This is a genomic window from Nitratireductor sp. GZWM139, from assembly GCF_030068685.1.
GTDB classification, from domain to species: Bacteria; Pseudomonadota; Alphaproteobacteria; order Rhizobiales; family Rhizobiaceae; genus Nitratireductor; species Nitratireductor aquimarinus.
Genome location: NZ_JAMQML010000002.1, coordinates 11,798 through 37,651, shown reverse-complemented (window position 1 = coordinate 37,651; position 25,854 = coordinate 11,798). Strand labels below are relative to the sequence as shown.

Annotated in this window: 24 protein-coding genes and 1 pseudogene; 12 read left to right on the top strand and 13 right to left on the bottom strand. The window is 62.3% G+C overall.

Annotated elements, in window-relative coordinates; genetic code table 11:
- Nucleotides 1-64: 64 nt before the first annotated feature.
- Nucleotides 65-832 (bottom strand): phosphatase PAP2 family protein, encoded by a 768-nt coding sequence (locus tag NDI72_RS02535; protein WP_206544323.1) that lies wholly within the window; start codon nt 830-832, stop codon nt 65-67.
- 179 nt (nt 833-1,011) lie between these two features.
- Between NDI72_RS02535 and NDI72_RS02530 the strand changes: the two genes are divergently transcribed.
- The 5 genes and pseudogenes from NDI72_RS02530 to NDI72_RS22035 form a co-directional block, all read left to right on the top strand.
- Nucleotides 1,012-2,148, top strand: a complete 1,137-nt coding sequence (locus NDI72_RS02530; RefSeq protein WP_113155854.1) for a site-2 protease family protein — start codon at nt 1,012-1,014, stop codon at nt 2,146-2,148.
- A gap of 313 nt (nt 2,149-2,461) precedes the next feature.
- Nucleotides 2,462-2,869: a nucleoside diphosphate kinase regulator gene (gene rnk / locus NDI72_RS02525; protein WP_113155855.1), complete on the top strand. Its 408-nt coding sequence runs from the start codon at nt 2,462-2,464 to the stop codon at nt 2,867-2,869.
- A 226-nt stretch (nt 2,870-3,095) separates the two neighbouring features.
- A complete protein-coding gene (locus NDI72_RS02520; protein WP_283799480.1) occupies nt 3,096-3,626 on the top strand; it encodes a GreA/GreB family elongation factor in 531 nt (176 codons plus the stop codon).
- Nucleotides 3,627-3,754: 128 nt separating this feature from the next.
- Entirely contained in the window at nt 3,755-3,856 is a 102-nt protein-coding gene (locus NDI72_RS22040) for a hypothetical protein (RefSeq protein WP_502888369.1), read from the top strand.
- Between the two features lie 115 nt (nt 3,857-3,971).
- Nucleotides 3,972-4,145: pseudogene (locus NDI72_RS22035) on the top strand (TipAS antibiotic-recognition domain-containing protein); the annotation flags it as partial.
- 144 nt (nt 4,146-4,289) lie between these two features.
- On the opposite strand, the gene soxR reads toward NDI72_RS22035, so the two are convergent.
- From soxR to NDI72_RS02475, 9 genes are all read right to left on the bottom strand, one after another.
- Entirely contained in the window at nt 4,290-4,817 is a 528-nt protein-coding gene (soxR, locus tag NDI72_RS02515) for a redox-sensitive transcriptional activator SoxR (protein ID WP_502888367.1), read from the bottom strand.
- A 339-nt stretch (nt 4,818-5,156) separates the two neighbouring features.
- A complete protein-coding gene (locus tag NDI72_RS02510; RefSeq protein WP_283799712.1) occupies nt 5,157-6,863 on the bottom strand; it encodes a formate--tetrahydrofolate ligase in 1,707 nt (568 codons plus the stop codon).
- Nucleotides 6,864-7,055: 192 nt separating this feature from the next.
- Nucleotides 7,056-8,180 carry a DUF2333 family protein gene (locus tag NDI72_RS02505; RefSeq protein WP_206544059.1) on the bottom strand — a complete coding sequence of 375 codons (1,125 nt, stop codon included), beginning with the start codon at nt 8,178-8,180 and terminating at the stop codon, nt 7,056-7,058.
- A 22-nt stretch (nt 8,181-8,202) separates the two neighbouring features.
- Nucleotides 8,203-9,486, bottom strand: coding sequence for a DUF6638 family protein (locus NDI72_RS02500; RefSeq protein ID WP_283799479.1), 1,284 nt, complete (start codon nt 9,484-9,486; stop codon nt 8,203-8,205).
- 424 nt (nt 9,487-9,910) lie between these two features.
- Nucleotides 9,911-10,318, bottom strand: a complete 408-nt coding sequence (locus NDI72_RS02495; RefSeq protein WP_206544061.1) for an endonuclease domain-containing protein — start codon at nt 10,316-10,318, stop codon at nt 9,911-9,913.
- A gap of 63 nt (nt 10,319-10,381) precedes the next feature.
- A complete protein-coding gene (locus NDI72_RS02490) occupies nt 10,382-12,292 on the bottom strand; it encodes an AAA family ATPase (RefSeq protein ID WP_283799477.1) in 1,911 nt (636 codons plus the stop codon).
- A 141-nt stretch (nt 12,293-12,433) separates the two neighbouring features.
- Nucleotides 12,434-13,582, bottom strand: coding sequence for a hypothetical protein (locus NDI72_RS02485; protein ID WP_113155864.1), 1,149 nt, complete (start codon nt 13,580-13,582; stop codon nt 12,434-12,436).
- A gap of 179 nt (nt 13,583-13,761) precedes the next feature.
- Nucleotides 13,762-14,850 carry a coiled-coil domain-containing protein gene (locus tag NDI72_RS02480; protein ID WP_206548276.1) on the bottom strand — a complete coding sequence of 363 codons (1,089 nt, stop codon included), beginning with the start codon at nt 14,848-14,850 and terminating at the stop codon, nt 13,762-13,764.
- A gap of 20 nt (nt 14,851-14,870) precedes the next feature.
- Nucleotides 14,871-15,803: a LysR family transcriptional regulator gene (locus NDI72_RS02475; protein ID WP_283799475.1), complete on the bottom strand. Its 933-nt coding sequence runs from the start codon at nt 15,801-15,803 to the stop codon at nt 14,871-14,873.
- 101 nt (nt 15,804-15,904) lie between these two features.
- Between NDI72_RS02475 and NDI72_RS02470 the strand changes: the two genes are divergently transcribed.
- The gene (locus NDI72_RS02470; protein WP_283799473.1) at nt 15,905-16,915 is read left to right on the top strand and encodes a YeiH family protein; all 1,011 of its coding nucleotides are present in this window, start codon (nt 15,905-15,907) and stop codon (nt 16,913-16,915) included.
- Between the two features lie 9 nt (nt 16,916-16,924).
- On the opposite strand, the gene NDI72_RS02465 is transcribed toward NDI72_RS02470, so the two are convergent.
- Nucleotides 16,925-17,545, bottom strand: coding sequence for a thymidine kinase (locus NDI72_RS02465; protein WP_283799471.1), 621 nt, complete (start codon nt 17,543-17,545; stop codon nt 16,925-16,927).
- Nucleotides 17,546-17,773: 228 nt separating this feature from the next.
- On the opposite strand from NDI72_RS02465, the gene NDI72_RS02460 reads away from it, so the two are divergent.
- From NDI72_RS02460 to NDI72_RS02435, 6 genes are all read left to right on the top strand, one after another.
- The gene (locus NDI72_RS02460) at nt 17,774-18,721 is read left to right on the top strand and encodes a choline ABC transporter substrate-binding protein (RefSeq protein WP_113155868.1); all 948 of its coding nucleotides are present in this window, start codon (nt 17,774-17,776) and stop codon (nt 18,719-18,721) included.
- Nucleotides 18,722-18,867: 146 nt separating this feature from the next.
- Entirely contained in the window at nt 18,868-19,722 is an 855-nt protein-coding gene (gene choW, locus NDI72_RS02455) for a choline ABC transporter permease subunit (protein WP_113155869.1), read from the top strand.
- On the top strand, nt 19,719-20,906 hold the full coding sequence (choV, locus tag NDI72_RS02450) for a choline ABC transporter ATP-binding protein (RefSeq protein ID WP_283799470.1): 1,188 nt from the start codon (nt 19,719-19,721) through the stop codon (nt 20,904-20,906). Before choW ends, choV begins: the two co-directional genes overlap by 4 nt.
- Before the next feature lie 237 nt (nt 20,907-21,143).
- Nucleotides 21,144-21,905 carry an SDR family NAD(P)-dependent oxidoreductase gene (locus NDI72_RS02445; protein ID WP_206548280.1) on the top strand — a complete coding sequence of 254 codons (762 nt, stop codon included), beginning with the start codon at nt 21,144-21,146 and terminating at the stop codon, nt 21,903-21,905.
- Between the two features lie 82 nt (nt 21,906-21,987).
- Nucleotides 21,988-22,758, top strand: a complete 771-nt coding sequence (locus NDI72_RS02440) for a HugZ family pyridoxamine 5'-phosphate oxidase (protein WP_283799469.1) — start codon at nt 21,988-21,990, stop codon at nt 22,756-22,758.
- Nucleotides 22,755-23,555 carry a TrmH family RNA methyltransferase gene (locus NDI72_RS02435; RefSeq protein ID WP_283799468.1) on the top strand — a complete coding sequence of 267 codons (801 nt, stop codon included), beginning with the start codon at nt 22,755-22,757 and terminating at the stop codon, nt 23,553-23,555. Before NDI72_RS02440 ends, NDI72_RS02435 begins: the two co-directional genes overlap by 4 nt.
- 17 nt (nt 23,556-23,572) lie before the next feature.
- Here NDI72_RS02435 and NDI72_RS02430 read toward each other — a convergent pair whose 3' ends face one another.
- The gene (locus tag NDI72_RS02430) at nt 23,573-24,853 is read right to left on the bottom strand and encodes a coiled-coil domain-containing protein (RefSeq protein ID WP_283799467.1); all 1,281 of its coding nucleotides are present in this window, start codon (nt 24,851-24,853) and stop codon (nt 23,573-23,575) included.
- Nucleotides 24,854-25,035: 182 nt separating this feature from the next.
- Nucleotides 25,036-25,626 (bottom strand): DUF1134 domain-containing protein, encoded by a 591-nt coding sequence (locus NDI72_RS02425; RefSeq protein WP_113155875.1) that lies wholly within the window; start codon nt 25,624-25,626, stop codon nt 25,036-25,038.
- Between the last annotated feature and the right edge of the window lie 228 nt (nt 25,627-25,854).

The window sequence follows — 25,854 nt, the reverse complement described above, 5'->3', positions numbered from 1 at the left end:
GCACACTGCACGGTTGGCCGCTGTTAGCGAACCCACCACCAGAGATTTGCGCAAGAAATCGTTGTCATGGCTTTTCCATAGCGTCCGCCGGGCTCTCGCGCAACTGGTTTCCCGCGCCATTCGCAAGCCTTTTGCCGCGATAAACCGCCAGCAGGCTGAGGCAGAGCCAGGTGAAGCTCGCCCAGGCAGCACCAAGCGCCCAGCCCGCCGCAACGTCGCTTGGCCAGTGAACGCCAAGATAGACGCGGCTGACGCCGACGATGAACGAAACGAACACCGCAACCGCCAGCACATAGAGCCTGACGCGCCAGTCGGGGAAGAAGCGGATAACGAGGGCCGCAAGCGTCAGATAGGCCACCGTGGTGACCGTGGCGTGACCGCTTGGAAAACTTGCCGTGTGGATCACGTCCAGATGCTCCACGATGTCAGGGCGCGGCCGCTCGTAATAGTGCTTGAGCAGGTAAGAGACGAGCGCCCCGGAGCCCACGGAAAAGAGCGCATAAAACGCCGCGCCATAGCGCCGCGTCACCACCAGAAGCCCCGTCACCACAAGAAGCGAAATGATGATGACCGGATAGCCGCCGATGGCGGTGATCTCCAGCGCGGTCTCCTCGAGCCATGGCGGCCCGATTGGATCGCCCGGATCTGCGGCAGTGCGCATCGAAAGCAGCACCCGCTCATCGAACGCCTTTATCTCGCCCTCGGCCACTTCATCGGCGATGGCGAGAAACACAAAGGAACCGACCGTCAGAACCAGAAGGAGTAGCGCCGGGGCCAATGCCCTGCGCCTGCGCGAAACCCGCTGAAGGAAGCCTTCCGTCTCAACCGTCATACCCACTCAACTCTCTCAAACAGATGATCCTGCAATGGCTCGATGCCAACACAATGCCGGATGCCAACACGATGCCCGATGCCAACACGATGCCCGATGCCAACACGATGCCCGATGCCAACACGATGATTGTCACCTAAATAAGGTATATACGGTTGTTGCCAACTGGAGCGACGTTCATGGGCTGGTCTTTCAACATCGGAAAAATCGGTGGCACAGTGCTCAGGGTGCATGTCACCTTCTTCCTGCTGCTGGTCTGGATCTGGTTCATGCACTACCAGATCGGTGGAACGGCAGCCGCATGGGAAGGCGTCGCCTTCATCGTCGCGGTGTTCGCCTGCGTGGTGCTTCATGAATTCGGCCATGCGCTCGCCGCGCGCCATTACGGCATCAAGACACCGGACATAACGCTTCTGCCCATTGGCGGGCTGGCGCGGCTGGAGCGCATGCCGGAAGAACCCCGGCAGGAGCTCGTGATCGCCATCGCCGGCCCGATGGTGAATGTGGTCATTGCCGCGCTCATCATCTTTGCACTTGGCGGCACAGCCGGCATCGAGCAGATGCTTCAGGTGGAAGATCCGCGCGCCGATTTTCTCGTGCGGCTGGCCGGCGTGAACATCTTTCTCGTCCTGTTCAACCTCATTCCCGCCTTCCCCATGGATGGCGGTCGCGTGCTGCGCGCGCTTCTGGCAACCCGGCTGAGCTGGGCCAAAGCGACACAGATCGCCGCCAATATCGGACAGGGCCTTGCCTTCCTGTTCGGTTTTCTGGGGCTGCTCTACAACCCGCTCCTCATCTTTATCGCCATCTTCGTCTATCTGGCGGCCTCGGCAGAGGCCCAGAACGCCCAGATCAAGAGCGTGGCCAACAGCGTTCTGGCGGGCGACGTGATGGTCACGAAATTCGCCACGCTGAGCCGCTCGGCCAGCATCGGCGAAGCCATCGACCTTCTGCTCGCCACCACACAGAACGAGTTCCCCGTGGTGGATGCACAGGGCCATCTGGAAGGGCTGATCACCCGTAACGACATGATCCGCGTGCTGCGGGATGCGGGGCCGGACGCCCCAGCCGCAAGCGCCATGCGGGCCGGCCTTCCCACCATCCACAAACAGCAGAGCCTGACCGAGGGCGTGCGCCTGATGCAGGAAACACAGGCTCCCGCCGTGGCCGTTCTGGACAGTCATGAAAGGCTTGCAGGCCTCATCACCCATGAAACCATCGGCGAAATGATCATGGTGCGCGCGGCAATGCCCGAGGGCTTTCGCTTTGCCGCCCTGCGGAAGCGAAACAGGCGCAACATGCAAGACCGGGCATAACATGTCACCGCATGATGCATTTACCGAAACTGCCTTGACATCGCCCCGTCTGCGCACCACGTTTAACGCATGAGCACGAACCGAAAGCACATCTCCGTTCTTTTCCGGGTATGTCCCATTGCGGGATATTGACCCCCGGTTCGGTGCTGTGCGCCTCCGAACCGAGGGGCGCGTTTCCGTCTTCCGATCGATAGATCGAGTTTGAACGGCGGAACGAAACTCAGGGCGCATCACTTAAAAATTCGAACTACAGTCGAAGCCTGACCGGCACGCACAGGAGTTGCGTGACCGCACTATTCGCATGGACAAGCCAATGCAGCAGAAGACAGGGCGCAAGCCGAGCATCACGATTTCCCAGACCGACTATGATCGCCTCACCGGCCTCGCCGAAGCGCTGGAAGATCGGAATCCCGAGGTGTCGGAAACCATGATGGCCGAACTCGACCGGGCGCGCGTCGTGCGCGACGGATCGCTCGCCGCCACCGTCGTGCGCATGGGTTCCACCGTCGTCTACACAGCCGACGAAGGCCCCGAAAAGACCGTGACGCTGGTCTATCCCGGCGATGCCGACATCGAGAAGGGCCGCATTTCCATCACCACGCCGGTGGGCACTGCGCTTATCGGCCTCAAGGAAGGCCAGTCGATCAACTGGTCCGCACGCACCGGCCAGACCCACAAGCTGACGGTGGTGCGCGTGACGCAGGAAGAAAAAACCGCCTGAGCCACCAGCCCCGAGTTGGCGACCCCTGGTTGGAAAAATGACTGGTCCACATCACCGTTTCTTCACGGGACATCTCCTGACGGGAGCCTAGCCCCTGCGCCACAGCCTTTCGGCGCAGGGGGGCCGCTCGACCGATATTCAGTCTGCGCAGCCGCAGTGAGGCCGCGCGGGTTTGTTTGTTCGCGGTCTCCCGTCACGAAGCGCGGGAACCGCGTTGGAGATCGCCATGTGGACCAGACAGGGTTGCATCCTCACCACCAAGGATTTCACCATCCTCGAATTCCTGCAGGAGCGCAGGCACAGATTCAGCGAAGCCTATGCCACGCTTCTGCGCGCCAAGCTTGACGGAGCAACGGTCATCTTTCGCGAAGACGTGCCGGCGAATGTGACCACGCTCAACAGCCGCGTGCGCTACCGCATCAACGACGAAGCACCGCAGTCCCGCATCATCAGCCATGAGGAGCTGCAGGGCTTTGTCGGCCTGACGCTGCCCCTCACCACCCTGCGCGGTCTGGCGCTGCTCGGCCTTTCAGCGGGCGATAGGCTCGTCCTGCCCCACGAAGGAACGGACACGCCCGACCGCATCACGCTGGAAGAGGTGGTCTATCAGCCCGAGTCCGCACGGCGAAAGATGGGCGCTTCATCGCAGCCACGGCCTGCCCTGCGGCTCGTTCACAGCGCAGAAGCGCCGGCGATGGCGCAACCCACATTCATCGCACCGGGCGGTGATGACGATCCCGGTCCGAGCGCCGCTTGACCCTCACGCAGCGTGAGGGATTGTCCCTCCTGTCCTGCGGAGGCGCGTGTGATGAGAGAATGGACGGTCAGTGAACTGGTGAGGCTTGCCGGCATCTCGGTGCGGGCAAGCCTCACCATTATGACGAGATCGGCCTTCTTGTCCCCGCACGCGTCGGCGAAAACCGCTATCGCCATTACGGTGAGGAGGAGCTGCTGCGCCCGCAGCACATCCTCCTCTACCGCGTTTGAACTGCCGCTCGATAAGATCGGCGCCATTCTCGACGATCCCCAATTCGATGGCCTGACGGCGCTTGCAAGGGATTCGTCGGGAAACAGGTTCGATGACCGGCAGATAGCAACCCGCATGCGGGATCTGGCCGGGATCAAAGCCAGCCTCGTCAAGGCAATGCAGGCCGGCACGGCTCACGAGGCACGCGCTCTCGACACCGCGCTCGAGCGGCACCGGGCGTGGGTTTCAGACATGTGGAACGGGCCCTCCACGCCGACCGCCTATGCAGGTCTTGCCGATATCTACGAGAGCCACCCCGACTTCGCCCAGCGCAATCAGACGCCGGGCAAGGGCTTTCCCAGATGGCTCCCGCGGCCATGCGCGCCGGCGCAAGGCGCATGCCGGAAGCCTAAAGCCAGTCCCCGAAAAGCGGAGATGCTCCAAACGCAGGACCTATCCCCTGCTTCCCACCCAGTATCGCGGCCCCGGCCCGGCCCGGCTTGCCCGGTCGGCCGGGTTCGTCAGCGCGCATGTCTCCAGCGAGAGGCAGCCGCAGGAGATGCATTCGGTGAGCCCGCGCTTCAGACGCTCCATCTCTGCAATGCGCTCGTCAATGCGCTGCGTCCAGCTTTCTGAAAGACGCGCCCAGTCATCGCCCTTGGGCACATGATCGGTGGGCAGCTTGTCGAGCTCGGCGCGGATCTCATCAAGCGAGAGCCCCACCCGCTGCGCAAAGACGATGAACGCCACACGGCGCAGCACAGCGCGCTGATAGCGCCGGTGCCCGGAGCCTGCGCGTTCGGAGACGATCAGCCCCCGCTCTTCATAATAGCGCAGCGCGGAAGCCGCGACGCCACTGCGCCGCGATACCTGATTAATGGTGAGCATCGATGCCAAGACGGTCTCCTCCAGCTCCAGCTCCAGCTCCAGCTCCAGCTCCAGCTCCAGCTCCAGCTCCAGCTCCAGCCAAGAAGCTCTCACAGGCCGGCTTCCAAACTCAAGCTCAATTGAACTTAATTTTTATACGGCACAAAGCTTTTTAGGAAACGCGTTATTGCCGGTCCGGCATGACAAATCCGGGGGCGCAAATCCGGGGTCGCAGGTCCGGGGGCGCAGGTCCGGGGTCGCAGGCCCGGCATCAGATGCAGCGGACAATCCGGCATTTCCCTGCGATGAGCCGGGCCAGCGCGCACCAGCCTGCGCCCCCCGAGCACCACCAACACACCCTGCCGCTCGCGCCCCATCGCGAAAGCAAAACGCCAGTACCGGCCAACAAAAAGGCGGGCTTGCGGCCCGCCTCCTGCTTTCCGACTCAACTTATCAGGAAAGTCCTTCGATCTGCCCGTCATCGTTGAGGAAAATATGCTCGGATGACGGCACTTTGGGCAGGCCCGGCATGGTCATGATCTCACCGCAGATCGCCACCACGAAACCGGCGCCGGCGGAAAGCCGCACCTCGCGGACCGGCACCACATGCCCCGTGGGCGCGCCACGCAGATTGGGGTCGGTGGAGAAGGAGTACTGCGTTTTCGCCATGCAGACGGGAAGATGGCCATAGCCCTGCTCTTCCCACTGCTTGAGCTGGTTGCGCACGGATTTGTCGGCAACCGCCTCGGACCCGCGATAGATGCGCTTCACCACCGTTTCGATCTTCTCGAACAGCGACATCTCGTCGGCATAAAGCGGGGCAAACTGCGAGACTCCGCTCTCGGCCAGCGCCACCACCTTGTGCGCCAGCTCCTCGATGCCGGCGGAGCCTTCCGCCCAGTGCCGGCACAGAATGGCCTCTTCGCCCTGCTCGGCCACATAGGCCTTCACCGCCTCGATCTCGGCATCCGTATCGGTGTGGAAATGGTTGATGGCGACAATGGCCGGCACGCCGAACTGCTTCACATTCTCGATATGGCGTCCGAGATTGGCGCAACCGGCCTTCACCGCCTCGACATTCTCCGCGCCCAGATCTTCCTTCTTCACACCGCCATTCATCTTGAGCGCCCGCACGGTCGCAACGATGACGGCAGCAGCCGGCTTAAGACCCGCCTTGCGGCACTTGATATCGAAGAACTTCTCCGCACCCAGATCCGCGCCAAACCCGGCTTCGGTGACCACATAGTCGGCGATCTTGAGCGCCGTCGTGGTCGCCATTACCGAGTTGCAGCCATGGGCAATGTTGGCGAAGGGGCCGCCATGAACAAAGGCGGGATTGTTCTCCAGCGTCTGCACCAGATTGGGCTGCAGGGCGTCCTTTAACAGCACCGTCATCGCGCCATCGGCCTTGATGTCGCGCGCAAAGACCGGGCTCTTGTCGCGGCGGTAGCCGACGATGATGTCACCCAGACGCTTTTCCAGATCTTTCAGATCGGTCGCAAGGCACAGAATGGCCATGACCTCGGAGGCCACGGTGATGTCGAAGCCCGCCTCGCGCGGAAAGCCGTTTGCCACGCCGCCCAGCGAGCAGACGATCTCACGCAGCGCCCGGTCGTTCATGTCCATCACACGCCGCCAGGTCACACGGCGCGTGTCGATCTCTTCGGCATTGCCCCAGTAGATGTGGTTGTCGATCAGCGCCGAGAGCAGGTTGTGAGCCGAGGTGATGGCGTGAAAATCACCGGTGAAATGAAGGTTCATGTCCTCCATCGGCACCACCTGGGCATAGCCGCCGCCGGCGGCCCCGCCCTTCACGCCGAAGCACGGGCCGAGCGAGGCTTCGCGAATGCAGATGGCCGCCTTCTTGCCGATGCGGTTCAGTCCATCGCCAAGCCCCACCGTCGTCGTGGTCTTGCCTTCGCCAGCCGGCGTCGGATTGATCGCCGTGACAAGGATCAGCTTGCCGTCCGTGTTGTTGCGGGTCTCGGCAATGAATTCGGCCGAAACCTTCGCCTTGTCATGGCCGTAGGGCAGAAGATGCTCGGAGGGAATGTCCAGCCGCGCACCGATCTCCTGGATCGGCTTTTTCTTCGCCGCCCGGGCGATTTCGATGTCGGATTTCACTTCGGCGCCGGATTTCATTTCGGCCCCGGATTTCATTTCGGCCATGACGATGATTCCCTCTCCCGATGGTCCGCAACGTTTGCCGATTGGCATAAAGCCGCGAATTGAAAACGTCCACCGTCGCAAAAGAGGCGCACAATGCGTGAAATGCGACAGGCTGCATTCGATGGTGGTGGTGAAACGACAGGCGCGCGAAAAGCCGCGCCTGCCACACAGTGGCGAACCGGATTAGCGGTCGAGAACGAGGCGCAGTTCAACCAGGTTGGAGCGCACCCGCAGGATGTAGAAGCCCATCGTGGCCAGATGCGTGGGCATGATCCACCCATCCTCACGCCCATTGGAAATGATGAAGGGCTGCACGTTGAGCGCCGCGCGGAACTGCTCTTCCGTCGTATCCCACAGCGAGCCGAGCGAACGCTGCTTGATAACGTCCTCGAAGTCCGCGCCCGCTGCCGTCAGGAGGCCGTAATAGGCATAGAGCTGGCCATAGGCGAACCAGAAGCGGTCATCCGCACGCGTGTCGAACCAGCCCGAATTGTAGTTCTCCGAACGCTGGCGCAGCAGGTCCGAGGTCGACCCCAGATCGCTGGCGATGCGGTCGAGAAACTGGATCAGATTGTCGGCGCGGGCGTCAAAAACCGCCTCGCAGCTTTCAAGCCGGTCGTTGAACTTGCGCAGGTCGCGGATGGCGGACCGGTAGAAGCTGGGCGTCGGTGTCTTGGGACCAAACGGGCTCAGGCCGAAATACCAGGTTTCCTCATCGAAGGTCAGCGCACCGCGCGCATTCTGCAGATCACGGTCGATCTGCGACGTGCCGCGCACACGCCCAAGCGCATCCACCAGTTCGATGGCGCTGCGGCGGGCCGCCTGGTTGATACCGCGCTGGAACGACGCCTTGTTGTCGAAGAAGGGCGTGTCATCCCAGTCGAGCGCGAAGAAAAAGCCGAGCTTGTAGAGCAGCATGGAGGAAATCCATGCATTCTCATTGACGTTGAAATCGGTCAGATCCGCCGTCACGTCGACAATGGCCGAGCGTCCGCAGGTACGCGTCTCGCCGCCCTGTGTGGCCGCGGTCTGCTCGCCGGCGGAAACGCTGCGCTCTTCCAGCTTGTACTCTTCCACATAGTCCGGATTGAAGCCGGTCCAGACCTGCGTCTGCCAGAAGAAGTATCCATAGAAGCCCACGATCACAAGAACAACGAGGCCGACCGAGCCGCGCACGATCCAGCCGCGGCGCGTGTACCAGCGCCCGACCGCCATGAACGGCCACAGGATCCAGGCGATCACGAGCCCGATGCCCCGGCCGATCCAGTGAAACACACGGGTGAAAAATTCAACGATCGGATCGAGCACGAAGCGCCTCCCTCAGGCGTTTTTAATCCAGGCCATAGAGGCGCTTTCTCAGCGCCGGTTTATCCCTGAGATAAGCGGTTTTGAGCTGCGCCACAACATATTCGCGCCAGGCGTCGGAATAGCGCTCGTAATCCTTGTAGAAACCCTGCTTGTTGAAAACATAGCGGGCGATGAAATCGGACGGCACGAAGTCGGAGATCAGCCTGTTGGTGAGCCATGCATCCGGATGTTCAGGATCGGCCCGCGTAACGAGAAAGCGCAGGCGCGGCGGGATTTCCTCGATCTTGAGCCTGCCCGTCTGGCTGATCTCACGCACGGCGGCATTGAGGAAGGGAATGCTCCCCTCACCCGCCACCAGCCCGGCATTGCGGTGTGTCCAGGTCTGCAGCCAGACCGGGTCGACGCGCGCAAAATCCGTATCCGGGTTTTCACGGCGCACCAGATCAAGCAGCACCATCTCGCCGCGATGGGCAAGATAGTTCGACCGTTCGATCCACGAGGCGCGCGGCAACTGAATGCGGCCCGTCTCCGCCAGAAAGCGGAAGATGCGCGCCGGGTCGTCCTTCGACAGATAGCTCACCTGCCATGGCCGCGAGCGGCGAAAGCCCGGCGTTGCCGGATCGGCGATCACCGTTGTCGTGTCGCGGTCAATGAAGATGTAGACGCCGCCGAAATGGCTGGTCCAGTAGGCGTCATGCCGGAACACCACCTGCTCCGGCACGAGGCTGTTTTCACGAATGTCACCGGTCTCGCGTGCAAGCGCCACCATGCGGTTGAGCAGCGCATCGTCACGCCAGGCATCCGGCTCGTGCTTCACCCGGTCGGCCAGCCGCCCCAGTTCCGCCGCCTTGCCGAGCAGGTCCTCCGCCGAGAGAACCTTGAACTCCACCTGCACGATGGAGAGCAGATCCTCTATGTCCCGCAACTGGTTCACCTGCTCCTCGATCTCGCCATAGACCACATCCTTGATCGTGATGGCGTTGATGGCGCGCGCATTGGCCATCATGAACTCGTAGACGAGCTGCGAGGTGTTGGAGAAGGCCGTGTGAACCACCGGCAATTCGATCTGCGCCGGTGTCAGAATGATGAAGCGCCGATTGACGCCATTGGGATCGAGATACTGGATATCTTCCAGTTCCTCCGCGATCTGCGGCGAGAAGCCGGTGCGATCGATCTCGAAGGAAGCAAGCTTCGTCGGCGGCACACCAAAGGCGTCCAGCGCCTTGTTGTAACGCGCAATCAGATGCGGCTCCTCGATCCTGAGCAGGCGGCCAAAGATTAGCTCGTTGTCGCGCAGGAGGTTCATGACGCCAGCCCCTCCCCCTGCAGGCGTGAAAATGGAAGCATAAACGTCGCGGCCATCCGCCTTCTCCCCGTACTCACGGGGAGAAGGTCCCGGCAGGGGGATGAGGGGCCGGCTGGCAGATGAAAGCAGTGTAGCAATCGAAGCGCCAAACCGCCCATGATGCGCCGAAGCCTTACCGGTCGCGCTCGCCCCTCATCCTCACCTTCTCCCCGCACACGGGGAGAAGGGCGCGCAGACGCCGGTTTGTCATTTCGAACGGGTCTGCTCATGCCCTGCGAGCGTTCGCGAACTCCCCGGTTCGGGAATTGCAATTGACCAGGAACTGGCGCCTCGCCTCTGACCAGCCTCCTTCTCCCCGCACCCGCGGGGAGAAGGTCCCGGCAGGGGGATGAGGGGCAAATGCCTGCTTCAAAACTCAACTCGTTCACCCTTCACGATCCTTTGCAGGAGCAAACCGCATGTCATTCGCCACGACGGCCGACGAAAGCCGTTCCTCCAGAACAGCCAGAATCGTTTCAAGCACCTGTTCCCGCTCTTTCAGAACATCGACATTCCAGAAACGCAGCACAGACCACCCCTTCTCGTTCATATAGCCATCGCGACGCCGATCCGCAGTGTTTTCAGCATGTTGACTGCCATCGACCTCGACCACAAGGTGCTTCTCCCTGCAGGCGAAATCGGCGAAATACGCCCCGACAGGAAGCTGCCGTACAAATTTGAAGCCGTTCAACCGACGATTTCGCAGTTCCGACCACAGGGCTTCTTCCGCATCGTTCTCAGTGCGGCGCAGGGAGCGCGCCCTTTCGGTCTGCTCTGGCTTCGCATTCCGCATGGCGCTCGCCCCTCATCCGCCTGCCGGCACCTTCTCCCCGCGAGCGGGGAGAAGGAAGCTCACTCAACCGCCCCACACGCCCCTCGCCTTCATCTCCTCGATCTCGCGCAGCGCGCGTTCGCGCAGGCGCTGGTCGCGGACGATGGTGGAAACCGCCGCATCGTCGGAGCGGTCCGAATAGCGGAACTCCGAATCCGCGTAGCGATTGATCTCCTGCATCACCATGTCCATCGTGAATGGCCGGCGCAGCTCGGCGATCATCGCTTTCTTGTCGTCATAACCCCGGCGCATGAAGGCTTCGGGCGTCTCGAACCATTCGTCCGGAAGCTCGACGTCCATGGCGCGCATCTTGATGGCGTCGGTGATGTTCTTGATGGCGCGGCCGGTGAAGCGCGGCTCCGCCAGCTTGATCTCATGCAGATAAGCGCCGATATCCGTCAGCGTCTTCGGCTCGCCGCGATCATTCAGGAAGCGCTCATAGACCTTCGCAAGCCCGTCTTCTTGCGGTCTGGAATGTGCCTCATAGGCAGTCTCGACCGCGCGCTTGATCTCCTGCGTGGCGTAAAGCGCGTGCTCGCCAAGCGGGATCGAATGGTTCTTGCCTGCCAGAAGCACGAAGATGTCGACATAATCCTCAAAAGTCTGCGGCCCGTCGACAAGCCAGCGCGCGCCGGCGCGCTGCCGCAACGCGTCGTCCACATTCTCCGGATAGTTGGAGAACATGCCGAAGGAGCAGTTGCCGCGCACCACGGTGCCCGCGCCCGCAAAACTCTCCATCAGAACGCCCGTCACCTCCTGTTGACCGGCAGACGCCCGGTCGTCGGAGCGCTTGGCCGCCACCTGGTCGATGTCGTCAATGGTGCCGAAGCCGATGGCGCGCGGGCTCAGCACATTTTCCACGAACTGCTTGCAGTTCTGGCCCGACTTGCCCTGATAGGAGGAAATCTGGTCGACGCCGAAATTCTCGTAGTGGAACGGCACGCCCGCCACCTGGCAGTAATCGTTCAACAGCCCGGCGGTCATCTGGATGAGGATGGTCTTGCCGGTGCCCGGTGCGCCATCACCGATGAAGGTGAAAAGAAAGCCCCCCAGCTCCACGAAGGGGTTGAGCTGGCGGTCGAAATCATAGGCCATCAGCATCTTGGCGAGCTTCATGGCCTGATATTTGGCAATGTGGTTGCCGATGATCTCGTTGGGTTTCTTGAACGTCATGACAAGCGGCTTGCGCCGGCTTCCCGGCGCAATGTCGAACCCGTCCAGCGTAAAATCGTCAGCCTCGAGCCGCATATGCGTGTCTTCAAACGCGCCGAGACCGGTGAAACGGCTGCGCCGCTGCAACAGCCCCTCGATTGCGACGCGGGCAAGCGCGCGGGCGCGCGCCGTCATCGCCGTGTCGTCTGTCGCACCCGCGATCGCCCCATCAAGCGCGGCAAGAACGCTCTTCAGCGCATCCTGCGGCGTGTCGAACTGAAAGTCCGGCTCATCCGTGTCATTTACCGGCTCGCTGTCGGCGTCGAGCATCTGCAGGAGATAGGAGGAGAGCGTGAAGGCCGCGACATAGGCCGAAGCCTGCAAAAGCGCGTGATAGGTCTGCGCCGCATCGCCCTCAAGCGGGCTGCGGGCGTTGCGCTCCTGAAGGCTTTCAAGCTCGGTTGACCGCGCAAAGACGTCGGCCACCGCAAGCGCCACTGCCGCCCCGCGCCGGGCGCGGAAAAGGAGCGTGTGCTGCGCAATGGAGAGCATCGGGTCGCCCTGACGGATGGCGGCGATGGTTTTCGCCAGCTCCACCTCGCGCGTCCTGCGCAGCGCGCCGGTGGAAACGGTCGACACGAAACGCCGCCCGGTGCCGGCAAGCCCGGTGCCGGAGCGGCCGCCATCGGCCTGCAGAACCACGAAGCGCGTCACAAGGCTCTGCGCCGTCGCCCGGTGCTTCTCAATGTCTTTCTCGTCGATGGTCGTCAGGCCGGTGTCCATGAAAGCTCCTGATCTGTCGGGCAGTGGGACTGCCCCTGATGCGCAACGCCTGCCGCCATCGCCCTTCTCCCCGCCTGCGGGGAGAAGGTGCCGGCAGGCGGATGAGGGGCTGGCGTATGGTCTTCTGCCGGGGCGAAGCTGCTATACATCCGTGATCACCCGCCCGCCTGAAATGACGTGCACGTCGTAGCCATCGAAAATCTTCTGCGCTTCGCCGGCGGCGTAAAGCGCCTGATAGGCCTCATGCGGCACAAGCGCGTGCTGCTCATAGGCGCTCACACCCATGCGGGCGGCGTCCAGATCATCCGTGTCGATGAAGAACTCCTCACGCGCCGGCTGGCTGGACCACAGCCCCTTGCGGGCCGGGCGCTCGGTCTTGGAATAGACTTCCTGCACCGTCCAGGTGAGAAGCCACGCGTTTTCGCGCCGGCGCACCCTGCCGAGCACGTCAGACACGGTGGAGTTATTCTCCGTGATACCCGCCGTGTAGAACGGCCCGAGCACCACCCGGCGCAATTGCTTGGGGTGGAGATGGTCGAAATCCTTGTCGAGATTTCCGGCAATCGTGGCCGGCGACAGGGAATAGGCGGAGTTCTTTTCCGCGAAATCGTCAAACTGATGCGCAAGCTCCGGGTTGAGCAGACCGCCGACCGGAAACCCGATATCGACGTCCTCCCTGAGCTTTCCTTCGTCGGAAACCAGCGCCTTGAGCATGCCGGGCGAGGAATCCTCGACCGCCGCCATGTAGACCATGGGCAGGCTCGAATTTCCGTCAAAAGCGCCCCAATGCACCAGATAATAGGGCCGTTTTGTCTTCGGATTCACCGAAACGCGCACGGTTTCCGGCAAAATGAAGGGCGAGAAGATCTTTCCCTCCTTCACCTCCTCCAGATAGAGGCGCTCGGCCATGGACTGCTGGAGATCCGCAGGGAACGCGCGGTGACGCAGGATGAAATCGACCATTTCGGCGCGCAGCTCGTCCGGACCGGAAATGCCGGCCAGCCGCTGTTCCGCCTGCCGCCGGTCGTTCTCCAGTTCCAGAACGCTCTGAAACACCGGATATCCGCTTTCGGCCCGCTGGATGCGGAACTTTTCCATGAAGCCGAGCCGGTTGCGCCAGCAGTCAAAGGAGCGCTCCAGCCGGCCGATATAGGGCGCGACCACTTCGGCCACGAGGCCGTGCGACTGGAACGGCGAGGCCGTGCGGTCGCCGAAATAGACGCCGAGCCCTTCGAGCGCGGACGCAATGGCATCGAAATAACGCGCTGCGGCGTCAGGAGCGGTGTTCATGCAAAAGACCTGTTCTGGGACCTTGGCGCACGCCCCTCATCCGCCTGCCTGAACCTTCTCCCCGCATGCGGCGAGAAGGAAGAGGGTCGCCACGTAAACGTCCCCCTCTCCCCGCGAGCGGGGAGAGGGTAAGGGTGAGGGGCGAGGCTCCGCATTGAAGGTCCGCGCACTGTATGTCGTCACGCCCGGACGTAATTGGCCGCGTCGTGCTTCTTCATGACATCTTCGAAGCGGCGGGCGAAGGCATCGTCGGCGAGCTTCTTGCGGCGCTGAATGTCGGCGGTGGTGACCATGTTCTTTTCGTGCAGTTCGAGCAGATCGCCAATGTGGCGCTGCGCGGCTGCGCCGATGCCGGCCATGGTTTCCTCGGCCGTGTTGTCGACCTGCGACCCAAGCGTGTTGATGCGGTGAGCCACATCCTGCTGGGCGGCGGTCTTCAGCGAATCTTCAAGCGCCTTGTAGAGAACGATGCGCTGCTCGGTGTCGATGGTCAGCTTGTTGATCAGCGTCGACTGGGCAGCGATCTGGTTGTTGAGCGAATCCACGAAGGTCTGGAACATGGACGTGTAGCGCTCAAGCGTCTGGCTCTCGGCGAGCAGTTCCTGCTCTTTGGCCTGCGCCTCATTGTATTCGGTGGCAAGCTTCGAGCGTTCGCCCTCAAGCTCCGTACGATCCTTCTGGTTCGTGGAAGCGGCAATGCGGTTCTCAATGTCGAGCAGCATCGGGTTCAGCTCCTCGATGCGCTTCTGCGTCGTTTCCAGATTGGTCATCGTGGATTTGCGGCGCTCGATCACCTGCCCAAGGCTTGTCTCGGACGTTTTGTAGCGGTCCTGAAGCACCTGCTTCTGGTCCTGAAGAATGCCGGTGATGGTGTCGGACTTGGCAAGCAGTTCCTGCAGATTGCCCGACAGCGACATGTTGCGCACGCGCTCGGTGCGCATGCGCTGCTTCTTCTGCTTGGAGAAGATGCCGATGAAGTTCTCCCAGCCGGTATAGCTCTTCATGCTTTCGAATTCGGAGCCGAACACATTGGTGGCGTCCTCGAGCCCGATGATCAGGTCGGCGATGTTCGCCTCCATCACCTTCTGCTGCGAAAGCACATCCTGAATGCGGGCGTTCTCGATGTCGAAATCGGCCTGGCCGATCTTTTCGTCGGTGCGCGCGAGCTTGTCGAGAACGGTTCCCGACTGCTCGATCCTGGAGCGCATGTCATCCACCACCTCGCGGGTCTTGGCGATCTCGGTGTCGAAATTCTGCAAGGTGGCCATGCTGGTGCGCTCCGCAAATGTCAGGGTTGCGGAAATATATGTGTGTCGATTGACGATTGAAAGACGTTGCCGGCCTCAACACACAATTCCTCCAGCGCCGTGGCAGCCCCGCTCTGGCGTCTTTCCCTGTGTCGCAACAGGCTGAAATCACGCGCGCCGAGGTCGATATTGGCCAGTTTCAGCAGGCCGCGCTCCACCAGCGGCCCGGCAGCGGCCATGGAGACGGCAGCCGCGCACCCGCCTTCGCGCACGGCCGACAGCACCGCCTCGTTGGAAGGAAAATCCATCACCAGATCGAGCGCGGCCGGGTCGATGCCCATCTCCACGAGCGTGCTTTCAAACGCCGTGCGCGTGCCCGATCCCTCCTCGCGCATGATCCACGCCGCCCCCGTCACGAGATCGGCAGGTTGCAGGGCGGCGCCCGACGCCCAGACATGGTCTGGCGCAACGACAATCGCCATCACGTCGCGGTCCACCCGCCTGACGGAAAGGGCCGGTTCGTCCACCCTGCCCTCCACCAGCCCGACCTCGGCCACCCCCTCCAGCATCGCATCGGCCACCATTCGCGTGTTGCCGACGGTCAGCTTCAGGGAAATGCCCGGATAGAGCTTGTGAAAGCGCATCAGCACCGGCGGCAGCCAATAGCTCGCAACGGTCTGGCTGGCATGAACGTTGAGCGTGCCGCGGCGAAGCCCGCCAAGCTCGGACAGCATGGTTTCCGCCGAACGCACACGCGCAAGCGTCGTCTGCGCCTCGCCCAGAAACACCCTGCCGACGCGGGTCAGCTCGATGCGGCGGCCAACCCGGTGAAAAAGCTCCACGCCGTAATAGCTTTCCAGCGCCTTGATGGAGGCGCTGACGGCGGAGGGCGTGCGCCCCACGGCGGCGGCTGCCTGGGTCAGGTGCTCCCGCTCGGCGACGGCAACGAAGATCAGCAATTGTTCAAAGGTCATGGCATCATTCGATTTTCCCGAACGATATATGGCAAACTATTCGATAGAAGTCGATAAAGCGCCATGCGACCAAGAATGCGTCATTGCATCAGGTCGCATTCATGTCCGCACTTCGCCACCCACTCCGGCTTCTACCGGGCCTTCTTCTCTCCGTGCTCGTCGCGGGGCTGGCGCTGGCGGCCGCACGGGCGGAACAGGCATGGTTCGGCGAGACGTGGCTTGAAGGGCTTGTGCTCGCCATCCTGTTCGGCGCGGCCATCGCTTCCCTTGCCCGATTAAGCCCCGCCTTCCGGCCCGGCATAGACTTCTGCGCCAAGGCGGTTCTGGAAGTGGCGATCGTGCTGCTCGGCGCATCGATCAGCATCGGTGCGCTGGGGGATGCCGGTTTCGGACTGGTGGGCGGCATCGTCGGCGTTGTCGCGCTGTCGCTCGTTGCGGGCTATGCAATCAGCCGCGCGCTCGGCCTCTCGCCCGGCCTTTCGACGCTCGTTGCCTGCGGCAATTCCATCTGCGGCAACTCGGCCATCGCCGCAGCAGCCCCCGTAATCCGCGCCGAAGCCTCGGAAGTCGCGGCGTCCCTTTCCTTCACGGCGTTTCTGAGCATTCTCGTCGTGCTGCTCCTGCCGGTCCTCTATGTCGCCATTGGAATGAGCCCGGTGCAGTCCGGCGTGTTTGCGGGTCTCACCGTCTATGCGGTGCCGCAGGTTCTTGCGGCAGCTGCGCCAGCCGGGGCCATCGGCATTCAGGTGGGAACACTGGTCAAGCTGGTGCGCGTGCTCATGCTCGGGCCGGTCATCTTTCTTCTCGGCCTTGCCCATGGCCGCAAGACCGGCGCGAAACTCACCTTCCTGCAAATGGTGCCGTGGTTCATCATCGGCTTTCTGGCCATGATGGCGCTGCGCTCGGCTGAGCTGATCCCCGCCGCCGCACTTGCTCCCATGCACGAGGCATCCGGGCTTCTGACCGTGGTCGCCATGGCAGCGCTCGGCCTGACGGTGGATATTCGCAGCGTGATGAAAAGCGGCGGCCGGGTGATCGTCGCAGCGCTTCTGTCGCTCACCGTTCTGGGCATTGTCAGCTATGCGCTGATCCGGTTTCTGGGCGTCGCCTGACGGGGCGCTCTACCCGGCAGCGCTGCCGGCAAAGCTCACGAGATCTTCCGCCTTCCAGCGGCCCATCTCTTCTTCCCAGTGCTTTCTGCAAAGCGAGACATAGACATCCTTGCCGATGGCGACCTGTGCGCCCTTCCTGGCAACCTTGCCGTCCGGCCCCAGCCGCACCACCATGGTGGCCTTGCGGCCACAGCGGCAGATCGTGCGCACCTCGCGCAATTCATCCGCCAGCGCCAGAAGCGCCTGCGATCCGGTGAAGAGATTGCCCTGGAAATCGGTCCTCAGCCCGTAGCACATGACCGGGATGCCCAGCCTGTCGGCGACGCGGGCAAGCTGCCAGACCTGCTCTTCCTCAAGGAACTGCGCTTCATCGACAAAGACGCAGTGAACATTCGTGTGGCCGTGATGCTCTGCAACGCGGGCGTAGAGATCGTCTCCATCGCGAAACATCTCGGCATCGCTTTCAAGCCCGATGCGTGAAGAGATATAGCCGCCGTCTTCCTTGCGATAATGACCGGCCACAAACAACATCGCGCTCATGCCGCGCTCACGATAATTGTAGGACGCCTGCAAGAGCATGGTCGACTTGCCGGCGTTCATCGTCGCATAGTGAAAATAGAGCTTTGCCATCGCGCTGCCTGTATCTTTCGCGCTCTTAAACACCACCAGCGCTCTTTAGAAAACGCCGCATTGTTTTTCTTCCACCGGAATACCGTCGCCAACGGCACGTTGCATGGCGCAAACAGACACTCGTTTGCACTTGCAGCGCCCCCGAATTGGTGGTTGCCTTTGAATAAATTGGCAAAGCCGGTTAAGACCCGCCCTTTGCCGGACAACAATCATAAAAGGAGAGCTGTCATGTTACCCAGCCGAAAGAAGACACTGGTACTCGGGCTCGCCGCAAGCCTGTTCTCGGGCGCAGCGTTCGCCGCAGAAGCCGATTCCTGCAAGGCCATCACATTCTCCGACGTCGGCTGGACCGACATCACCGCAACCACCGCAACCGCGTCCGTGGTGCTGGAAGGCCTCGGCTATGAGCCCGAAACCCAGGTGCTTTCGGTGCCGGTGACCTATGCCTCGCTGAAGAACAACGACGTCGATGTGTTCCTCGGCAACTGGATGCCGACCATGGAAGCCGATATCGCGCCCTACCGCGAAGACGGCACGGTGGAAACGCTGGTCACCAATCTGGAAGGCGCGAAATACACGCTGGCCGTTCCGAAATACACCTATGATGCAGGCCTCAAGAGCTTCGCCGACATCGCCAAGTTCGCAGACGAACTGGATGGCGAGATCTACGGCATCGAGCCCGGCAATGACGGCAACCGCCTGATCCTCGACATGATCGAGAACGACACGTTCGGCCTGAAGGATTTCGAGCTCGTGGAAAGCTCCGAAGCCGGCATGCTCTCGCAGGTTCGCCGCGCCGTCGGCTCCAAGAAGCCCATCGTCTTCCTCGGCTGGGAACCGCACCCGATGAACGCCAATGTCGAGATGACCTATCTTGAAGGCGGCGACGACGTGTTTGGCCCAAATTACGGTGGCGCAACCGTGCACACCAACACCCGCGCCGGCCTTTCCGAAGAGTGCCCGAACCTCGGCAAGCTTCTGAAGAACATGGTCTTCTCGCTCCAGATGGAGAACGAGATCATGGGCAAGATCCTCGATGACAATCAGGAGCCGCAGAAGGCCGCCGCAGAATGGCTGAAAGCCAATCCGGACGCGCTCGGCCCGTGGCTTGAGGGTGTGACCACCTTCAGCGGCGAGACCGGTCTCGACGCCGTGAAGGCGCATCTGGACATGTAGTCCGGCAGCCGGCGCGCAGGCCCGCATGAGTGCAGCTTCGCGCCGGCTTTTCCTCCTTCCCGACCGGGAACGGAGACTGCCGGTTCTTCACCCGGCACCTGCACACGCAAGAAGAAGAAATCCGCAGAAAGGAACTCCCCGGGCTCATGGACCCTGTTTCAGAATGGATCGCAGACTGGAAAATTCCCATCGGCCGGTGGGGCCGTGACTTTTTCGATTTCCTGACCACCAATTTTGCCTGGCTGTTCGACACGCTTGCAGAGGTGCTGGCCGACATCCTCGACGGCATGGTCGACCTTCTGCTCGCCATCCCGCCCATCGGGCTGGTGCTGGCCATAGCCGCCCTTGCCTACGGTCTTCAGCGCTCGTGGAAGCTCGCGCTTGCCGTGGCGCTCGGTCTTGCCTTCATCATCAATCAGGGGCTCTGGGAAGAAACGGTCGAAACGCTTGTGCTCGTCGTGGCCGCTGCCGCCGTGTCCATGGCCATCGGCGTGCCGGTCGGCATCTGGGCCGCGCACAATGCGCGCGTCTACCAGTTCCTGCGTCCGGTCCTCGACCTGATGCAGACGCTGCCAACCTTCGTCTACCTGATCCCGGTGCTCATCCTGTTTGGCCTCGGCGCGGCCCCCGGTCTCATCGTGACCGTCATTTTCGCATCACCCGCACCGATCCGTCTCACCTATCTGGGCATCACCTCCGTTCCACAGCCCATGCTCGAAGCGGGCCAGGCCTTTGGCGCAACCAAGCGCCAGCTTCTGTGGAAGGTGGAGCTGCCGGCTGCCCTGCCCTCCATCATGGCGGGGCTGACGCAGTGCATCATGCTGTCGCTTTCCATGGTGGTGATTGCCGCCCTGATCGGCGCTGACGGCCTCGGCAAGCCGGTGGTGCGCGCGCTCAACTCGGTCAACATTCCACTCGGCCTTGAAGCCGGTCTCGCCATCGTCGTGCTGGCGATCATTCTCGACCGCATCGCGCGGATCGAACGCAGGAGCGACAAATGAGCGTGGCCGTCGAATTCCAGAATGTCGACATCCTGTTCGGCACCGACAAACAGAAGGCCGACGCCCTGCCGCTGGTGGATGCGGGCAGGAACCGTGAGGAAATCCTTGCCGAAACGGGCGCGGTGCTTGGCTGCGCGGGCTGTGACCTCACCGTGGAGCGCGGCGAGATCTCCGTTCTCATGGGGCTTTCAGGCTCCGGCAAATCCACGCTTCTGCGTGCGGTCAACCGGCTGAACACGGTGGCGCGCGGCAATGTCATCGTGCATGACGGCGAGTGGCAGACCGATGTGGTCAACTGCTCGCAGGCCGAACTGCGCAAGATCCGCCGCGAATGCGTGGCGATGGTCTTTCAGCAATTCGCACTCCTGCCGTGGCGCACAGTGGCGGAGAATGTCGGCTTCGGGCTGGAGCTTGCCGGCGTGCCCGCCGCCGAGCGCAAGGAGCGCGTCATGGCGCAGCTCGAACTGGTTCACCTGACCGAATGGGCCGACAAATATGCCCATGAGCTTTCGGGCGGCATGCAGCAGCGTGTGGGCCTTGCCCGCGCCTTCGCGACGGAAGCGCCCATCCTGCTGATGGATGAGCCGTTCTCCGCACTCGATCCGCTGATCCGCACCAAGCTTCAGGATGAGCTGATCGAACTGCAGGAACGGCTCAAGAAGACCATTCTGTTCGTGAGCCACGACCTTGAGGAAGCGCTGAAGATCGGCAACCGCATCTCCATCATGGAAGGCGGCAGGATCGTCCAGACCGGCGCGCCGGAAGACATCATTCTGGCCCCGGAGAACGATTATGTGCGCGAGTTCATCTCCAATGTGAACCCGCTCTCGGTGCTGACCGCTTGGAACGTGATGCGCGATGTGCGCGATCTGGAGCCTGCCGGCGAAGGCTGGCTCTGGCTAGACCGCCGCCGCACCACTCGCTTCAAGTTCGATGAAAACATGCTGGTCATCGATGCCGAGCGCAACAAGAAGCCGGCCATCTGGGTTTCCTGCGACAATATCGAGGATCTGCCGGAAGACAGGCCAAAGGTCTTCTGGGCGACGGCCGGCACATCACTGAAAACAGTGATGCGCGCCATGCAGCAGTCGCAGACTGCGCCCGTAGCGCTGTTCGACGATGCTTCCCGCTTTGTCGGCGCCATCGGCATCCGCGACGTTCTGGGCTCCATCATCCGGCGCTGATGCGCATGAAAACGCCTCGCCCGAATGAAGGGCGGGGCGTTTGATCCCGGACGAACGAACTGAAACCAGTTCGGCGTTTCCAGCGCCCGTGAACCGGTCTAGATCGCCGTGCGTCCATCCGGACGCACAAAGGACGATCTAACCTATTGATGGAGCATCGGAATAACCCGAAAACCGGTTTCCACTTTTCGGTCCGATGCTCTACTCTGCCTCCCCAAATCAAAGGGAGGTCTTTTCATGAATCCATCCGGCGTTGTTGCACTCGTTTCGGGCGGCGGCTCGGGACTTGGCGAAGCCACCGCACGCGCGCTTGCCGCCAGGGGGGCCAGGGTGGCCATCGCCGATATCGGCATGGAGCGGGCGGAAGACGTTGCCGCCGACCTTCAGGGCATCGCCGTCAAATGTGACGTGAGGAGCGAGGAGGACGTTCAGGAAGCGCTCCGCACCGCGACCGAAAAGCTCGGGGCTCCACGCATCCTCGTCAATTGCGCCGGCATCGCCATTGCGATGAAGACCGTCGGCAAGGATGGTCCGCACCCGCTCGACCTCTATCGCAGGGTGATCGAAATCAACCTTCTCGGCACGTTCAACATGATCCGGCTGTTTGCCGCACAGGCGCAGGAGCTGGAACCGCTCGACGGTGGCGAGCGCGGCGTGATCGTCAACACGGCCTCGGTCGCCGCCTTTGACGGACAGGTCGGCCAGGTTGCCTATTCCGCCTCCAAGGGCGGCGTGGTGGGCATGACATTGCCGATCGCGCGTGATCTGTCGCGCTCGGGCATTCGCGTCTGCACCATTGCGCCGGGCATCTTCAAGACGCCGATGATGGCCGGGCTGCCGGAAGACGCACAGGCCTCGCTTGGCCAGCAGGTGCCCTTCCCGCCGCGTCTTGGCGAACCGTCGGAATATGCAGCGCTCGCCTGCCACATCGTGGAAAACCAGATGCTGAATGGCGAGACGATCCGGCTCGATGGCGCAATCCGCATGGCGCCGCGATAGGCTGGTCCGGATATCCCCGACGGGGACTTGAAGCCGCCTATTTCTTGAGCGAAAGAAGCATATTAAAACAGACGAGGCGGCAATGAGCGACGAAAAGAAGAAAGACGTTATCCTTGAAACAGACGCAGACGCGATCCGCCTCGGGCGCACGCTGTTAAGGGTGTCGCGTTACGGCGCGCTCGCCACGGTCGATCCGGAAGACCGCGCTCCGTTTGCAACGCGCGTCGCCACCGCCACCGATCTTGATGGCGCGCCGCTCATTCTCGTCTCCGGCCTCTCCGCCCATACAAGGGGGCTTGAAGCCGATCCGCGCTGCTCGCTGCTGATCGGCGAGCCCGGCAAGGGCGATCCCCTTGCCCATCCGCGCCTCACCGTAAAGGCCACGGCGCACAGGCTGGAGCGCGACAGCGACGCCCACGCGCTTGCCAAGCGCCGCTATCTGGCGCGCCATCCCAAGGCGAAACTCTATGTCGATTTCCCCGACTTCGCGATCTATCGGCTGGAGCCTGAAACCGCGCTCCTCAATGGCGGCTTTGCCCGCGCCTACAGGCTCACCCGAAGCGACCTTCTGAGCGACAGCCCGGCCCTTGCGGGACTGGCCGCGGCCGAGGCTGGCGCGATCGCGCATATGAACAGCGACCATGCCGATGCGGTGGAGAACTATGCCCGGCATTTCGGCCGCGCGCAGGCCGGAAAATGGCAGCTCACCGGCATCGACCCCGACGGCGTGGACCTGGCGCTTGGCGACGACACGCGCCGCGTCTTTTTCGCAGAACCGTTGAGCGACGCCGCACAGATGCGCCCCGCCCTCGTTGAGATGGCCAGGGAAGCGCGCGCCGCGCTGGCCGCATGAAACGCACGCTGATCCGCATCGAAGAGGCTGACGATCCGCGCATTGCGGCCTATCGGGATATTCGCGAGCGCGATCTGGTGGGCCGGCAGGGCCGCTTCGTGGCCGAAGGCCGCGTGGTGCTGAACGTACTCTTCTCCACCAGCCGCTTTTCGGCAGAAAGCGTCTTTTTGCGGGAAAACCGGGTCGACGGCCTCGCCGATCTGATCGAACACATCCCGGAAGACGTGCCCGTCTATGTGGCCAGCGGCGCGGTGATGGACCGGATCGCCGGATTTGAAATCCATCGCGGCATTCTGGCCATTGGCAAAAAACCGGAGACGACCGGCAACGAGCTGCTCGACACGCTGCCGGCGCAGGCGCTGGTCGTGGCGCTCTCCGGTATCTCCAATCATGACAATATGGGCTCGATCTTCCGCAACGCGGCGTCATTTGGCGCAGCCGCAATCCTGCTGACCGACGATTGCTGCGATCCGCTCTATCGCAAGGCCATCCGGGTTTCGGTCGGTGCAACGCTCAAAGTGCCGTTCGCGCGGATCAGCGATCCCGACGCCCTTGCCGGAGCACTGGAGAGCCGTGGCTTCTCCATTCTTGCGCTCAGCCCGCGTGGCGGGATCGACATTGCCGATGTGGAGCGCACGCCGCGTCACGCGCTGCTTCTGGGCAGCGAGGGGCACGGGCTTTCACAGGATGTGATGGACCGGCTGCCGACCGCACGGATTTCCATGGCGGATGATTTCGACAGCCTCAATGTGGCTGCGGCGTCCGCCATCGCGCTGCACCGGCTCTGGCGCGGCTGAACGCGGCGTTTGGCGATTTAGCCCTTCGTCTGCGCGCGCAGCGCACGCACCCGCTCGGCAAGGCTGAGCGGGCGACCCTCGGCGCCTTCGGGCTCCGCCTTTTCAAGCAGCCTGGTAATCGGCGTGTCCGTGCCTTCCAGCGCCGCCGTGAGGCTCACAACCTCGGCTGCGAGGCTGTGGATCTGCTCGCGCAGCGCATCGTCTGCGCGCGCGGTATCGGCTGGAGCCTTCTGCTTCGCACCGCCAGCGGTCTTCGCCTTTTGGGCTGAAAGGTCTGCGCGAAGTTTCTTGTTTTCCTGCATGAGGCGCGAAATGCGTGTCTGCAATGTCTCTCGCTCGTCATTAAAGTCTTGCGCTGGGAAGCCTTGCGCCCGGAAGTCTTGCGCCGGCGCGCTTCTGCGCACGCCGCCTTCGCTCAGAACCGTTCCAAGCTGCAGCGATTTGTCGGCCAGTTCACGCGCGAGCCGGTCGCGCTCTTCTTCTGCTTCGCGAAGCCGCCGGGCGGCCTGCGTGGAGAGGCTTTCCGTGCTGGCGTTCGTAATGTCCTGACGCAGCCGCGCGATTTCACCCTCGCGGCGCTCCAGCTTTTCCTCAAGCTCGTAGAGAACCCGCATCTGGCCCTCGAGCTTCTTCTGCAGATCGGCGTTGCGCTTCTCGGCTACCTTGAGCCCGGCCTCGGCCTGATCACGCGCCGTCTCCGCGTCGCGCGCTTCGCGGATCGCTTCCTTGCGTTCCCGGCGAAGCAAGGCCAGATCGCCCTCGACCTTGCGCAGCTCGGTTTCGCGCGCAACGAGTTCGATCTGCCGGCTGCTGGCAAGCAGCCGCTCTTCCTCATAGGTGTCGTTGAGCTGAAGCAGCCCCGCACTGCGCGTCTCGAGCTCGGCAAGCGTCTCATCGAGCCTTGCTTCCAGCGAGGCAATCGCTTCGGCCTTCTCATCAAGCGCCTTGGCCTGCCGCTCAACCTCCCCCTTCAGCCGGGCGATCAGCCGTTCCTGGGCAGCCCGCTCTTCGGAAAGGCGGCGCGCCTCTTCACTCATGCGGGAGAGTTCGACCAGTTGCGCGGACGTCTTGTGGTTGAGATTTTCGATGTTCATCTCGAGCCGGCGCGCAGTCATGGCGTGGCTTGCGCGCAGCCTGTCCTTCTCCGCCTCCAGCTCATTGGCCGAAAGCGGCATGCTGGCTTCAATGCGCTTGGTCGTGAGACGCACAGCACGACGCCAGAGGATCGGCGCCAGCAGAAGAGCCACAAACCCCGCTATGAAGAAGCCCAGAAGAAGGAGCAGTATGGTCTTGATCACCGCATGAAACCCATGTCGTCGTGAAAGCCACAGCGATTTGCCGCTTGCAGCCGGTTCCTTGGGTCACGCAAAAAGGCGTCCACGTCAAGCTGATAGGCGCGCCTGCACGGCCCAAAGACGGAAAGAGCGGCGCATCGCATCTGCGCGGCGCCGCTCCCGAATGGTCTGACGTCTGGTCTGGATCAGAAGGGATTCCAGGTCGGACGCGGGGTCAGCTTCAGATAGCCGAGATTGACGCCCAGACGCGCGCCGACACCGGTACGGATCGGAACCAGAACCATATTGTCGTTGGTCAGCGCGTTGAAACCGAGACCCGCAACCAGATAGGCCGAGCCCGCAACGCCGCCGAAACGACGGTAAAGATCGTTCACCGAGTTGAGATTGTAGACCAGGATCATCACGCGCGATCCCTGGCCGCCATAGTCCCAGCCGATGGAAGGCCCCTGCCAGAAGACCTTATGGTCACCGGCATTCTTGGTGTAGAGCATGCCCTCGCCATAGGTGAGGCCGCCAATGAAAGCGCCAGACCCTTCTTCGCCGAGAACATAGCCGTTCGGCAGGCCGTAATTGGAAAAGATCCGCTCGACCACGGCGGCAAGACCGCCGGTCGTCGCGCCGAAGAAGCCGTGACCGGCCTCAACGATCTCTCCTGCCGAGTAGGTATTGTTGGCGCGCGCCGCGTTCGTCGTCAAAGACAAGGCGCCAAGGCCGACCGCACAAACAATCAACGCGGCCTGGATGAGCCGCGTCCAGTCAAAAAGCCTTGCAGGCATTGTTCATTCTCCATCAATGAGTGGCTGTCAGAGACCGCCCCGTCATCGCCCCGCACAGAGCCACAACTGCTAAAACTAGGCTCCGAATCTTTTCTAATTGTTAACCTCACATCAAAGATGCTTGGCAAAGTTTCTTCAGACCCCGAAAAACCAGCCACGGCAGCCGGATCTGTTTGCGATCAGAGCCAAACTGTTGCCGGTTTTAACGGGCCTGTGTAACCAGAAATC